This window comes from Streptomyces sp. NPDC005374 (assembly GCF_042872225.1).
GTDB lineage: Bacteria > Actinomycetota > Actinomycetes > Streptomycetales > Streptomycetaceae > Streptomyces.
Genome location: NZ_JBIAKA010000026.1, coordinates 76,039 through 88,553 on the forward strand (window position 1 = coordinate 76,039; position 12,515 = coordinate 88,553).

The window sequence follows — 12,515 nt, forward strand, 5'->3', positions numbered from 1 at the left end:
GCGGGCCGCGGGGTGTGGCACAATGGCTAGCTGTACTCGACAGCCGCACAGGAACCCTCTCGCCTCCGGCTGACGCGTCCATCGGGCACTCGGGTACCGCAACCCCACGCGGCAGTCTCGCCGTGCCCAACCACGTCAAAACCAGGAGAACCCACTCCCGTGGCAGTCAAGATCAAGCTGAAGCGTCTGGGCAAGATCCGTTCGCCTCACTACCGCATCGTCGTCGCCGACTCCCGCACCCGTCGTGACGGCCGTGCGATCGAGGAGATCGGCCTGTACCACCCGGTGCAGAACCCCTCGCGCATCGAGGTCGACACTGAGCGTGCGCAGTACTGGCTGGGTGTCGGCGCGCAGCCGACCGAGCCGGTTCTCGCCATCCTCAAGCTGACCGGCGACTGGCAGAAGTTCAAGGGCCTGCCCGCCCCGGCTCCGCTGCTCGTGGCCGCTCCGAAGGCCGCGCGCCCCGTGTTCGACGCCCTCGGTGGCGAGGACGAGGGCAAGGGTGAGGCCATCACCCAGAAGAAGAAGGCTGAGAAGAAGGACGAGGCTGCCGCCGAGTCCGAGTCGACCGAGGCCTGAGCATGCTCGAGGAGGCTCTCGAGCACCTCGTGAAGGGCATCGTCGACAACCCTGACGATGTGCAGGTCGCCTCGCGCGACCTGCGCCGCGGGCGAGTGCTGGAGGTCCGGGTCCACCCCGACGACCTCGGCAAGGTGATCGGCCGCAACGGCCGCACCGCACGCGCCCTGCGCACCGTCGTGGGCGCCATCGGCGGCCGTGGTGTCCGCGTCGACCTCGTCGACGTCGACCACGTCCGCTGACGCACCGCAGCACCGGCTCGGGCCGGGGAAGGCCGATGGGCCGTCCCCGGCCCGTAGTCGTACCTACAGGAGATCAAGCACAGTGCAGCTGGTAGTCGCTCGCATCGGCCGCGCCCACGGCATCAAGGGCGAGGTCACCGTGGAGGTCCGCACCGACGAGCCGGAGCTGCGGCTCGGGCCCGGCGCCGTCCTGCTCACGGACCCCGCCGCCACGGGCCCCCTCACCATCGAGACCGGCCGCGTCCACAGTGGCCGCCTCCTCCTGCGCTTCGAGGGTGTGAAGGACCGCACCGGCGCCGAGGCGCTGCGCAACACCCTCCTGATCGCCGAGGTGGACCCGGAGGCGCTCCCCGAGGAGGAGGACGAGTACTACGACCACCAGCTGATGGACCTGGACGTGGTCACCGCGGACGGCGTCGAGGTCGGCCGGATCACCGAGATCTCGCACCTGCCCTCCCAGGACCTGTTCATCGTCGAGCGGCCCGATGGCAGCGAGGTGCTGATCCCCTTCGTGGAGGAGATCGTCACCGAGATCGACCTGGAGGAGCAGCGGGCCGTCATCACGCCGCCGCCCGGGTTGATCGACGACCAGGCGGAGATCGCGTCGACCAAGGAAGACGGCGCATGAGGCTCGACGTCGTCACGATCTTCCCCGAGTACCTCGACCCCCTGAACGTCTCCCTCGTCGGCAAGGCACGCGCGCGTGGGCAGCTGAACGTGCATGTCCACGATCTGCGCGAGTGGACGTACGACCGCCACAACACCGTCGACGACACCCCGTACGGCGGCGGCCCCGGCATGGTCATGAAGACCGGTCCCTGGGGCGAGGCGCTGGACTCGGCGCTCGCTGACGGATACGAGTCGGGCTCCCAGGCGCCGGCCCTCGTCGTCCCGACCCCGAGCGGCCGCCCCTTCACCCAGGAACTCGCCGTCGAGCTCTCCGAGCGCCCCTGGCTGATCTTCGCGCCCGCGCGTTACGAGGGCATCGACCGCCGGGTCATCGACGAGTACGCCACCAGGATGCCCGTGCACGAGGTGTCCATCGGCGACTACGTCCTCGCAGGCGGTGAGGCGGCCGTACTGGTGATCACCGAGGCGGTGGCCCGGCTGCTGCCCGGAGTCCTCGGCAACGCCGAGTCGCACCAGGACGACTCCTTCGCGCCCGGCGCCATGGCCAACCTCCTGGAGGGGCCCGTCTACACCAAGCCGCCCGAGTGGCGCGGCCGCGGCATCCCGGACGTGCTGCTCAGCGGGCACCACGGCAGGATCGCCCGCTGGCGCCGCGACGAGGCCCTCAGACGTACGGCGGCCAACCGGCCCGACCTGATCGAGCGCTGCGACCCCAAGTCCTTCGACAAGAAGGACCGCGAGATGCTCTCCATCCTGGGCTGGGCGCCGGACCCGGCAGGGGAGCCCTACGGCCGATTTTGGCGCAGGCCAGAAGGCGTGGAACAATAGAACGCTGTCGTGCGTCGTCCGGCGTGCGCCCCTGCCACAGGGGGACACGACGCCCGCCCCGACACCGACAGCATCCTCACGAAACGCCTATATACCGCCTATGACCTGTGGCATGGGTGAAGAAAGCAGACGAAATGTCCCACCTGCTCGACTCCGTCGACGCCGCGTCGCTGCGCAGCGACGTCCCCGCGTTCCGCCCGGGTGACACCGTCAACGTCCACGTCCGCGTCATCGAGGGCAACCGCTCCCGTGTGCAGCAGTTCAAGGGCGTAGTCATCCGTCGCCAGGGCGCCGGTGTCCGCGAGACCTTCACGGTCCGCAAGGTCTCGTTCTCCGTCGGCGTCGAGCGCACCTTCCCGGTGCACACCCCGATCGTCGAGAAGATCGAGCTGGTCACCCGCGGTGACGTGCGTCGCGCCAAGCTGTACTACCTGCGCGAGCTCCGCGGCAAGGCCGCGAAGATCAAGGAGAAGCGCGACAACTGAGCGCCTCTCGGGCGTCACAGCGGGGCCGGATAGCATCTGGCTCCGATGGACACCGAAGCACAGCCGACGGAGCGCGACCGCTCCTCCCGCCCTGAACCAGGGGCCGTGGAGGAACGGTCGCGTTTCGCGTTGGTACCCAGGTGGGTGTCGCGGATCACCGAGTGGCTGCCCGGCGGTCGGATCTCCCTGACCCTGCTGCTCTGCCTGGTCTTTCTTTTGGTGATCAGTACGTTCGTGGTCAGACCTTTCCAGATTCCTAGCGGATCCATGGAAAACGGATTGAGGATCGGGGACCGGGTTCTCGTAAATAGGTTGGCGTACCGTTTCGGTGCCGATCCGCAGCGCGGTGATGTGGTGGTGTTCGACGGAACCGGGTATTTCGGGGACGGGGACTACGTCAAACGCGTTGTGGGTGTGGGGGGAGACCATGTGGTCTGCTGCGACAGGACAGGGAGGATCGAGGTGAACGGCCGGTCGGTCGACGAGTCGGGCTTCCTGTACCCGGACGACAGTCCGTCCTCGGTGCCCTTCGACGTGGAGGTGCCCGACGGCACCCTGTTCGTCCTCGGTGACCACCGCAGCGTCTCCAGCGACTCCCGTGACCATCTGGGTTCCCCGGGCGGCGGCATGATCCCCGTCGAGGAGGTCCTCGGACGGGCCGACTGGATCGTCTGGCCCGCCGGCCATGCCACCCGCCTGCACCGTTCCGCCGCGTACGCGCGCGTGCCCGGAGCGGAGGGCGCGCATGGGTAACCGCGGCCGACCGCGCGGCGTGACGAGTGACGCCGCCGACAATCCGCTGCCCACCGGTGTCCGGCGCTCCTCGAGCCCCGCCGCCGGCGGGCGCTCGCGCGCGGAGCGGCGCAGACTCCAGCGCAAGGTCAAACGGCGCCGAAGGCGCGGTGCCGTCAAGGAGATACCCCTCCTCGTCGGCGTGGCCGTCCTCATAGCCCTGGTCCTCAAGACGTTCCTCGTCCAGGCGTTCGTGATCCCGTCCGGCTCCATGGAGCAGACGATCCGGATCGGCGACCGTGTCCTGGTCGACAAGTTCACCCCGTGGTTCGGCTCCGAGCCGCAGCGCGGGGACGTCGTCGTCTTCAAAGACCCCGGCGGCTGGCTCCAGGACGAGCAGACCACGACGAAGAAGGACGACCCCGTCGTCGTCAAGCAGGTCAAGGAAGGGCTCACCTTCATCGGCCTGCTGCCGTCCGACAACGAGAAGGACCTGATCAAGCGGGTCGTCGGAGTCGGTGGCGACCACGTCAAGTGCTGTGACGCGCAGGGCAGGGTGACCGTCAACGGCGTTCCCCTGAGCGAGACCGACTACCTGTATCCCGGAAACGCCCCCTCCATCCAGCCGTTCGACATCACCGTCCCCCAGGGGCGGCTGTGGGTGATGGGCGACCACCGCGCCAACTCGGCGGACTCCCGCTTCCACCAGAACACCGACTACGGCGGAACCGTCTCCCTGGACTCCGTGGTGGGGCGGGCCATGATCATTGCCTGGCCCTTCGGGCACTGGACCATGTTGAAGGAACCGAAAACTTACTCTTCCGTTGCCGACTCGACAGCCGCGACGACCGCAGCCTCCCAGGCGTCGCTTAGGGTTGCTCCCGACGATCCGAACGAAGCGATCCAACTCCCGAGCCCTGCGGAACTCCCGCTCGTTATGGGAGTGGTGGGCCTGCGCCGTACCTGGAGCAGGCGGCGGCACAGAGTAAGGAGTTGGCGTGGGGGATGTGGCGGTTGGCGCACGGTCCGGGCACGACGGCGAGGAGCACCGCGGACGCCCCGTGGAAGCAGCCGACCCGGCCGCGGACAGCGCCGTGACCTCCGGGAGTGACTCCGGGGCGACCGAGGACGGTACGGCGGCGGGAGAGGCGCCCAGGACGGACGGACAGGGACCGGGCGGCGCGGCACCCCGGCCGAAGAAGCCCCGCTCCTTCTGGAAGGAGCTGCCCATTCTGATCGGCATCGCGCTCGTGCTGGCGCTGCTGATCAAGACGTTCCTGGTGCAGGCCTTCTCGATCCCGTCGGACTCGATGCAGAACACCCTCCAGCAGGGCGACCGCGTTCTGGTCGACAAGCTGACCCCGTGGTTCGGCTCCAAGCCCGAGCGCGGTGAGGTCGTGGTCTTCCACGACCCCGACAACTGGCTGGCTGGCGAGCCCACGGCGGACCCGAACGCCGTCCAGACGTTCCTCTCCTGGATCGGCCTGATGCCCTCCGCCGAGGAGAAGGACCTCATCAAGCGCGTCATCGGCGTCGGCGGTGACACGGTCTCCTGTGAGGGCACCGGCCCGCTGAAGGTCAACGGCCATGCGCTGAGCGAGTCGTCGTACGTCTACGCGGGCAACACCCCGTGCAGCCAGGACGACCAGGGCGGCCAGTTCACCGTCAAGGTCCCCAAGGGCTACATCTGGGTGATGGGCGACCACCGGCAGAACTCCCGTGACTCCCGGTACAACCAGTCGGACGCGCACCACGGCATGGTCCCGGTCAAGGACGTCGTCGGTCGTGCCGTCGTGAAGGCCTGGCCGATCAACCGCTGGGACACCCTGCCTAAGCCGGACACCTTCGACCAGGCCGGCATCAACGACAAGGCGTCGGCGTCCGCCGCCCTGACGGTCGCGCCGCAGGGGATCGCCCTCGTCGGTGTGCTGCCGGTCGCGCTGTGGCGTCGCAGGAAGGCCGCGGCGGAGCGCACCCGCTGATCGCAGCCCGGTCCTGTGGGATGCCGTGCGACCTGGTGAAAGCTTTGCGGAGCTTGTCACCACGGCCGGGCGGGAGGGGCTGACCCGCTCCGGTACCGCCCGGTAGTGTGCGGGTCCATGGGTGGCGAGAGCACTACACGTACGGCCCCGCACCGCGGCGGCACCAGCACGGGCCCGGTGGGCAGCCGGACCGGACAGCGACTGTCCGGCCTGGCCGTCGCACTGGGCATTGTGCTGTTCCTCGGGGGATTCGCCTGGGGCGCGGTGCTGTACCGGCCGTACACCGTGCCCACCGGATCGATGACGCCCACGATCGACGCGGGTGACCGGGTGCTGGCGCAGCGCGTCGACGGCGACGAGATACGCCGGGGCGATGTCGTCGTCTTCACCGACAAGAGCTGGGTGACCGGCGCCTCGGTGGTCAAGCGGGTGGTCGCGGTCGGCGGGGACACCGTCTCCTGCTGCACGGACGGGAAGCTGACCGTCAACGGTAAGAAAATCGACGAGACCTATCTCAAGGGCAGCGTGGTCGAGGACAAGACCATCCCGACCGTGAAGGTGCCCAAGGACCGCCTCTTCCTGCTCGGTGACGAGCGCCAGGGTTCGCTGGACTCCTCCGCCCACCTCACCGACGCCGCACAGGGGACCGTCGCCCGCTCGGCCGTGACCGCTCGCGTGGACGCTGTCGTCTGGCCCATGAGGGGCATGCTGGAGCGCCCCACCGGTTTCGAGCCGCTCGGCGCGCTCTCCTCGCAGGGTCCACTGCGGATCATCGTCGCGGCGATCGTCGCGGGCGCGGTGCTGGTGCTGGGCGGCGGGGCGTACGGGCCGGTCGCCAAGCTCTTCAGCAGGCGGCGCCCGGCCGTCCGGACGGAGCCCGCCGGTGCCCGCTGAGGCGGCGGCCTCGTCCGAGCGCGCGTTCGACGGCGAGCTGCGCAAGGTGTCCCGGGTGGTACTGCTCGATCCCGCGGACCGCATCCTGCTCCTGCACGGGCACGAACCGGACGATCCGGCCGACGACTGGTGGTTCACACCCGGCGGCGGACTGGAGGGCGACGAGACCCGTGAAGAGGCCGCCCTGAGGGAACTCCTTGAGGAGACCGGCATCGCCGAGGTGGAGCTCGGGCCGGTGCTGTGGCGGCGGACGTGCTCCTTCCCGTTCGCGGGCCGTCGCTGGGACCAGGACGAGTGGTACTTCCTGGCCCGTACGACGCAGACGGCCACCGAGGCGACGGGCTTCACCGAGCTGGAGCGGCGAAGTGTCGCCGGAGCGCGCTGGTGGACGTGTCAGGAACTGACCCGGGCACATGAGACGGTGTATCCGACCAGACTCGCCGAGCTGCTGCGCAGGCTGCTCGACGAAGGTCCCCCGGACGGACCCGTGACCCTCGACACCGAAATCGTCTAGGGGCTGACGGGGCTGACGCACAATGGTGGGATCGCACGGGTGAAGGGGAACATGCCATGAGCGCCGAGGACCTCGAGAAGTACGAGACCGAGATGGAGCTCAAGCTCTACCGGGAGTACCGCGATGTCGTCGGTCTGTTCAAATACGTGATCGAGACCGAACGGCGCTTCTACCTGACCAACGACTACGAGATGCAGGTGCACTCGGTCCAGGGTGAGGTGTTCTTCGAGGTGTCCATGGCGGATGCCTGGGTGTGGGACATGTACCGGCCGGCTCGCTTCGTGAAACAGGTCCGGGTGTTGACGTTCAAGGACGTGAACATCGAGGAGCTGAACAAGAGCGATCTGGAGCTGCCGGGCGGGTGACGGGTGGCGGGCGACGTGGTGATGCGTGCCGGGTGACGTGGTGACGCGTGCTCGTGTGCTTGCTCTTGTGGGTGACGGGGTTTTCCACAACCGGTGAGTAGTCCACCAAGATCAACGCGGTGGGCGGGGTTGCGTGATCGTTGGCGCCGGAGGTGGTGCCGACATGAACGCACGCAGTGCACTCGGCAAGTACGGCGAGAGTCTGGCCGCGAGGCGGCTGACCGAGGCCGGGATGACGGTCCTGGAGCGCAACTGGCGCTGTGGCAGGACCGGTGAGATCGACATCGTGGCGCGGGACGGAGAGGTCCTGGTCGTCTGCGAGGTCAAGACGCGGCGGGTGGGTGCCTTCGAGCACCCCATGGCAGCGGTGACCCCCGAGAAGGCGGAGCGCCTGCGGGGCCTCGCCGAATGCTGGATCCACGCCCACGGAGGGGCACCGCCGGGAGGCGTTCGCATCGACCTCGTGGGTGTGGTCCTGCCGCAGCGCGGCGCGCCTGTGGTCGAGCACGCGCGGGGGGTGGCCTGACATGGGGTTCGCTCGTACGTGCTCGGTGGCGCTGGTGGGCGTCGAAGGAGTCGTGGTCGAGGTCCAGGCGGACCTGGAGCCCGGAGTCGCGGCGTTCACGCTGGTGGGGCTGCCGGACAAGAGCCTGACGGAGAGCCGGGACCGGGTCCGGGCGGCCGTCGTGAACTCGGGTGGCGAGTGGCCCCAGAAGAAGCTCACGGTGGGGCTCAGCCCGGCCTCGGTCCCGAAAGCGGGTTCGGGGTTCGACCTCGCCGTCGCGTGTGCCGTGCTGGGGGCCTCCGAGCGGATCGACCCGCGCGTGCTCGCCGACATCGTGATGATCGGAGAACTGGGCCTGGACGGCCGGGTGCGTCCTGTCCGGGGCATCCTGCCCGCGGTGCTGGCCGCCGCCGACTCCGGCTATGTGCAGGTCGTCGTGCCGGAGTGCGCCGCCGCCGAGGCCTCGCTGGTGCCCGGGGTCTCCGTGCTGGGCGTGCGCAGCCTCCGGCAGCTGATCGCGGTCCTCACGGACGAGCCGGTGCCCGACGAGGAACCGCACGAGCCGGGCCGCCCCGATCCCCTGCTGGCCGGCCTGCGCGTGCCGGGCACGGGCGCCGCCACCGGCATGCACGGTGCCGGAGCCGTACACCAGGACCACGGGCACGACCTGGCGGACGTCGTCGGTCAGCTCTCGGCGCGCACGGCGGTGGAGGTCGCGGCGGCCGGTGGCCACCACCTGTTTCTGGAGGGGCCGCCCGGTGCGGGCAAGACGATGCTCGCCGAGCGGCTGCCCGCGGTCCTGCCCCGGCTGGTCCGGGAGGAGTCGCTCGAGGTGACGGCCGTGCACTCGGTGGCGGGCCTGCTGCCGCCGGGCAAGCCCCTGATCGACGCCGCCCCCTACTGCGCCCCGCACCACTCGGCCACCATGCAGGCACTTGTCGGCGGCGGACAGGGGATCGCCCGTCCCGGCGCGGTCTCGCTCTCGCATCGGGGGGTGCTTTTTCTGGACGAGACACCCGAGTTCACCACTCGGGCCCTGGACGCGCTGCGGCAGCCGCTGGAGGCGGGACACGTGGTGATCGCGCGCAGCGCGGGCGTCGTGCGGTTCCCGGCGAAGTTCCTGATGGTCCTCGCAGCCAATCCGTGTCCCTGCGGTCGCTTCTCGCAGACCGACGACTTCTGCGAGTGTCCGCCCTCGGCGATCCGCCGCTACCAGGCGAGGCTCTCGGGTCCGCTGCTCGACCGGGTCGACCTGCGGGTGCAGGTGGACCGCGTCACGCGCGACCAGCTTGCCCAGCGAGGCGCCCGGGGCGAGTCGACCCAGGTGGTCGCCGACCGGGTGCGGGCCGCCAGGGAACGGGCGGCGACGCGCTTGGCCGGCACCCCGTGGCGGACCAACAGCGATGTGCCCGGTCGTGAGCTGCGAAGCCGCTGGCACGCCGTGTCCGGGGCGATGGACGACGCCGAGCGCAGTCTGGAACGAGGCGTTCTGACCGCGCGTGGACTCGACCGCGTCCTGCGGGTTGCCTGGACCGTCGCGGACCTCGTCGGACACGACCGTCCGGACGCGGCGGACGTCGCCCTGGCGCTGCAACTGCGCACCGGGGTGCCGCGTGGCGTACCCATGGCCCTCGGGGCGCTGACGTGACCGGCGGCGGACCCGACGAGGAGACGCGCCAGCGGGTGTTCCTCGCCCGGATCATCGAACCCGGGGACGAGACCGGTGGACGGTGGGTTCGGGAGCGGGGGGTGAGCGAGGTGGCCTCGCGGTTGCGGGACGGTGGAGAGCCGTTGCCGGGGGTGGGGGAGAAGCGCTGGGAAGGACTGCGGGCCCGGGCGCGGGTGGCCGAGCCGGACCGTGATCTCGAGGCGGCGTACGAGGCCGGTGCGCGGTTCGTCGTGCCCGGAGCCGCCGAGTGGCCGGGGCAGCTCGACGATCTCGGGGACGCACGCCCGCTCGGGCTCTGGGTGCGCGGGCGGCCCAACCTGCGGATGTGGGCGCTCAGGTCGGTGGCTGTCGTGGGAGCCCGCGCCTGTACCGAGTACGGAGCCCACATGGCGGCCACGCTCGGCACCGGGCTCGCCGAGCGCGGGTGGGTCGTCGTGTCCGGCGGCGCCTACGGGGTCGACGGCGCCGCTCACCGCGGTGCCCTCGGTGCGGGTGGTGCCACCGTCGCCGTCCTGGCCTGCGGGGTCGACCGGCCCTACCCGCGCGGACACACCCAGTTGATCACCAGGATCGCGGAACAGGGCCTGGTGATCGGGGAGTTGCCGCCCGGTGATCATCCGACGCCCAGCAGATTCGTGCTGCGGAACAGGGTGATCGCCGCCCTCACCCGGGGAACAGTGGTCGTCGAGGCCGCACACCGCAGCGGCTCGCTGGTTACCGCTCGGGCGGCACAGCGGTTGGGCCGTCACACGATGGGGGTACCCGGGCCGGCCACCAGCAGCCTCTCCGGCGGAGTGCACGAGCTGCTGCGTGAGAACGCCACGCTCGTCACGGACGCCGCGGAAGTCGTCGAACTGGTCGGCGACATGGGGGAGCTGGCCCCGGACCGGCGCGGACCGGTACTGCCGCGCGATCTGCTGGACCCGGCCGCGCGCAGGGTACTGGCCGCGCTGCCCGGAAACCGGGAGGCGGGCGTGGACGAGATCGCCCGCGGAGCGCAGACGACGCAGGACGACGCGATCGCCAGACTGTACGAACTCCGTTCACTTGGTTACCTCGAACGACACGGCGACGGCTGGAAGTTGACACGCCAGGCGATGATCTCCGTCCGGGGTGGTGGGAGCCCGTGCTGACCGAGCGTGTTCGGCCGTCCGGGGGAACCCCGAAGCCCTTGGGAATTCCCGCAGTTGAGGTGTCCCGGTGATCACGCAGGGCGACGGTCGCACCTCTGAGGGACGGTCGGCGCAACACGGCGGCCCATGGCGGCGGCCACACCCTTTGCGCACTGCGACACCTCAGTCACGCTACGCTCACGGGGATTCCGACGCACTTCACATACATCGCGTACTTCACGGCAGAACGGCACAAGGCGACGAATGCCCCAGCACACTTCCGGGTCCGACCGGGCGGCGATCCCGCCAGCCGCCCGTGACGGTGGCAGCGTGCGACCGCCCGCTCCCTCGACGCTCGACGAGTTGTGGCGGTCGTACAAGGCGACGGGGCAGGAGCGGCTGCGCGAGCAGTTGATCCTGCACTACTCACCGCTCGTCAAGTACGTCGCCGGGCGGGTGAGTGTCGGACTGCCGCCCAACGTCGAGCAGGCGGACTTCGTGTCCTCGGGGGTCTTCGGGCTCATCGACGCGATCGAGAAGTTCGACATCGACCGCGAGATCAAGTTCGAGACGTACGCGATCACCCGGATCCGGGGCGCGATGATCGACGAACTGCGGGCGCTGGACTGGATCCCGCGGTCCGTCCGGCAGAAGGCGCGCAACGTCGAGCGGGCTTACGCCACCCTGGAGGCGAGACTGCGGCGGACGCCCTCGGAGGCCGAGGTCGCCGGGGAACTCGGCATCGCGGTGGACGATCTCCACGCGGTGTTCAGTCAGTTGTCGCTGGCCAACGTGGTGGCGCTGGAGGAGCTGCTGCATGTCGGGGGCGAGGGCGGCGACCGGCTCAGCCTCATGGACACGCTGGAGGACACCGCCGCGGACAACCCCGTGGAGGTCGCGGAGGACCGGGAGCTCAGACGGTTCCTGGCGCGGGCCATCAACACGCTGCCCGAGCGGGAGAAGACCGTCGTGACCCTGTACTACTACGAGGGACTCACCCTCGCGGAGATCGGGAACGTGCTGGGGGTGACCGAGAGCCGGGTGAGCCAGATCCACACCAAGTCCGTGCTGCAGTTGCGGGCGAAGCTCGCCAGTTTCGGCCGCTGACCCGGCCTGACGTCTCCTCGGCGAGGGCCGGCCCGGTGCAGTGACTCCCGTCGGGAGTGGCACGTCCGTAAAGTGGTTGACGTGCCAAGGATTCGAGCGGCCTCCGTGGCCGAGCACCGGACCATGCAGCGAGCCGCCCTGCTGGACGCGGCTCGGTCGTTGCTGTCCGAGGGCGGGACGGAGGCGCTGACCTTCCCCGCCCTCGCCGAGCGGACGGGGCTCGCGCGGTCGTCCGTGTACGAGTACTTCCGCTCGCGGGCCGCCGTGGTCGAGGAGCTGTGCGAGGTCGACTTCCCGTTGTGGGCCGCGGAGGTCTCGGCGGCGATGGCCGCGTCGGAGGATGCGGAGGCCAAGGTCGAGGCGTATGTGCGGCGGCAGCTCGCGCTGGTCGGGGACCGGCGGCACCGGGCTGTCGTCGCGATCTCTGCGAGTGAACTGGACGCGGGAGCGCGGGAGAAGATCCGGGCGGCGCACGGCGGGCTGGTGGCGATGATCGTCGAGGCGCTCGGGGAGATGGGACACGAGCAGCCCAGGCTGGCGGCGATGCTGGTGCAGGGAGTCGTTGACGCGGCTGTACGGAGGATCGAGCTGGGAGCCGCGGAGGACCCGTCGGTGATCACCGAGGCCGCGGTCTCCATGGCGCTCAGGGGCGTCCGGGGCTGAGGTCCGGGCGGGGATTCGCCCGCCAGGACGGGATCCGCCCGCCACGGGCCGGGTGTCGCTTCGCGGGGTGTCGCTTCCGATGTGCGGCTGCTCGCGGTCGGCGCAGGGCTGTTTCCGTGCAGCGCGGGACCACTTCTGAGGCATGGCTGCTCACTGTCAGGCGTGGGTCGGTTCCGGGGAACGGGGTTCGCTCCTGCGGCGCGGCTGC

At 70.1% G+C, this 12,515-nt stretch carries 16 protein-coding genes; all 16 read left to right on the forward strand.

Features of this window, described 5'->3' with window-relative positions; genetic code table 11:
* Positions 1 to 159 precede the first annotated feature (159 nt).
* The 16 genes from rpsP (at position 160) to ACFYRX_RS43235 (ending at position 12,307) form a co-directional block, all read left to right on the forward strand.
* Positions 160 to 579: a 30S ribosomal protein S16 gene (gene rpsP, locus ACFYRX_RS43160; protein ID WP_328750830.1), complete on the forward strand. Its 420-nt coding sequence runs from the start codon at positions 160 to 162 to the stop codon at positions 577 to 579.
* Between the two features lie 2 nt (positions 580 to 581).
* A complete protein-coding gene (locus tag ACFYRX_RS43165) occupies positions 582 to 821 on the forward strand; it encodes an RNA-binding protein (protein WP_005479813.1) in 240 nt (79 codons plus the stop codon).
* A gap of 82 nt (positions 822 to 903) precedes the next feature.
* Positions 904 to 1,449, forward strand: a complete 546-nt coding sequence (rimM, locus tag ACFYRX_RS43170) for a ribosome maturation factor RimM (protein WP_389112429.1) — start codon at positions 904 to 906, stop codon at positions 1,447 to 1,449.
* Positions 1,446 to 2,279 carry a tRNA (guanosine(37)-N1)-methyltransferase TrmD gene (gene trmD / locus ACFYRX_RS43175; protein WP_389112431.1) on the forward strand — a complete coding sequence of 278 codons (834 nt, stop codon included), beginning with the start codon at positions 1,446 to 1,448 and terminating at the stop codon, positions 2,277 to 2,279. The genes rimM and trmD overlap by 4 nt, the downstream gene beginning before the upstream one ends.
* A 134-nt stretch (positions 2,280 to 2,413) precedes the next feature.
* Positions 2,414 to 2,764: a 50S ribosomal protein L19 gene (gene rplS / locus ACFYRX_RS43180; RefSeq protein ID WP_020128707.1), complete on the forward strand. Its 351-nt coding sequence runs from the start codon at positions 2,414 to 2,416 to the stop codon at positions 2,762 to 2,764.
* Between the two features lie 45 nt (positions 2,765 to 2,809).
* Positions 2,810 to 3,517 carry a signal peptidase I gene (gene lepB, locus ACFYRX_RS43185; RefSeq protein WP_389112433.1) on the forward strand — a complete coding sequence of 236 codons (708 nt, stop codon included), beginning with the start codon at positions 2,810 to 2,812 and terminating at the stop codon, positions 3,515 to 3,517.
* Positions 3,510 to 4,607 carry a signal peptidase I gene (gene lepB, locus ACFYRX_RS43190; protein WP_389112435.1) on the forward strand — a complete coding sequence of 366 codons (1,098 nt, stop codon included), beginning with the start codon at positions 3,510 to 3,512 and terminating at the stop codon, positions 4,605 to 4,607. The genes lepB (ACFYRX_RS43185) and lepB (ACFYRX_RS43190) overlap by 8 nt, the downstream gene beginning before the upstream one ends.
* Positions 4,495 to 5,478, forward strand: coding sequence for a signal peptidase I (gene lepB, locus ACFYRX_RS43195; protein ID WP_389112437.1), 984 nt, complete (start codon positions 4,495 to 4,497; stop codon positions 5,476 to 5,478). The genes lepB (ACFYRX_RS43190) and lepB (ACFYRX_RS43195) overlap by 113 nt, the downstream gene beginning before the upstream one ends.
* 117 nt (positions 5,479 to 5,595) lie before the next feature.
* Positions 5,596 to 6,372, forward strand: a complete 777-nt coding sequence (gene lepB, locus ACFYRX_RS43200; protein WP_389112439.1) for a signal peptidase I — start codon at positions 5,596 to 5,598, stop codon at positions 6,370 to 6,372.
* Positions 6,362 to 6,886, forward strand: coding sequence for an NUDIX hydrolase (locus ACFYRX_RS43205; protein ID WP_389112441.1), 525 nt, complete (start codon positions 6,362 to 6,364; stop codon positions 6,884 to 6,886). The genes lepB (ACFYRX_RS43200) and ACFYRX_RS43205 overlap by 11 nt, the downstream gene beginning before the upstream one ends.
* Positions 6,887 to 6,942: 56 nt before the next feature.
* Entirely contained in the window at positions 6,943 to 7,251 is a 309-nt protein-coding gene (locus ACFYRX_RS43210) for a DUF2469 domain-containing protein (RefSeq protein WP_003965949.1), read from the forward strand.
* Positions 7,252 to 7,414: 163 nt separating this feature from the next.
* Positions 7,415 to 7,777 (forward strand): YraN family protein, encoded by a 363-nt coding sequence (locus ACFYRX_RS43215; RefSeq protein ID WP_389112442.1) that lies wholly within the window; start codon positions 7,415 to 7,417, stop codon positions 7,775 to 7,777.
* Position 7,778: 1 nt separating this feature from the next.
* Positions 7,779 to 9,404, forward strand: a complete 1,626-nt coding sequence (locus ACFYRX_RS43220; protein WP_389112444.1) for a YifB family Mg chelatase-like AAA ATPase — start codon at positions 7,779 to 7,781, stop codon at positions 9,402 to 9,404.
* Positions 9,401 to 10,558 (forward strand): DNA-processing protein DprA, encoded by a 1,158-nt coding sequence (gene dprA, locus ACFYRX_RS43225; protein ID WP_389112445.1) that lies wholly within the window; start codon positions 9,401 to 9,403, stop codon positions 10,556 to 10,558. Before ACFYRX_RS43220 ends, dprA begins: the two co-directional genes overlap by 4 nt.
* Positions 10,559 to 10,801: 243 nt before the next feature.
* Complete coding sequence (whiG, locus tag ACFYRX_RS43230; protein WP_389112447.1) at positions 10,802 to 11,644, forward strand: RNA polymerase sigma factor WhiG; 843 nt, start codon at positions 10,802 to 10,804, stop codon at positions 11,642 to 11,644.
* A gap of 105 nt (positions 11,645 to 11,749) precedes the next feature.
* Positions 11,750 to 12,307 carry a TetR/AcrR family transcriptional regulator gene (locus ACFYRX_RS43235; RefSeq protein WP_389112518.1) on the forward strand — a complete coding sequence of 186 codons (558 nt, stop codon included), beginning with the start codon at positions 11,750 to 11,752 and terminating at the stop codon, positions 12,305 to 12,307.
* Positions 12,308 to 12,515 lie beyond the last annotated feature (208 nt).

Coding starts and splice junctions, on each gene's coding strand:
- ACFYRX_RS43165 (WP_005479813.1), top strand. CDS start 582: ATGCTCGAGGAGGCTCTCGAGCACCTCGTGAAGGGCATCGTCGACAAC.
- trmD (WP_389112431.1), top strand. CDS start 1,446: ATGAGGCTCGACGTCGTCACGATCTTCCCCGAGTACCTCGACCCCCTG.
- rplS (WP_020128707.1), top strand. CDS start 2,414: ATGTCCCACCTGCTCGACTCCGTCGACGCCGCGTCGCTGCGCAGCGAC.
- lepB (WP_389112433.1), top strand. CDS start 2,810: ATGGACACCGAAGCACAGCCGACGGAGCGCGACCGCTCCTCCCGCCCT.
- lepB (WP_389112435.1), top strand. CDS start 3,510: ATGGGTAACCGCGGCCGACCGCGCGGCGTGACGAGTGACGCCGCCGAC.
- lepB (WP_389112439.1), top strand. CDS start 5,596: ATGGGTGGCGAGAGCACTACACGTACGGCCCCGCACCGCGGCGGCACC.
- ACFYRX_RS43210 (WP_003965949.1), top strand. CDS start 6,943: ATGAGCGCCGAGGACCTCGAGAAGTACGAGACCGAGATGGAGCTCAAG.
- ACFYRX_RS43215 (WP_389112442.1), top strand. CDS start 7,415: ATGAACGCACGCAGTGCACTCGGCAAGTACGGCGAGAGTCTGGCCGCG.
- ACFYRX_RS43220 (WP_389112444.1), top strand. CDS start 7,779: ATGGGGTTCGCTCGTACGTGCTCGGTGGCGCTGGTGGGCGTCGAAGGA.
- whiG (WP_389112447.1), top strand. CDS start 10,802: ATGCCCCAGCACACTTCCGGGTCCGACCGGGCGGCGATCCCGCCAGCC.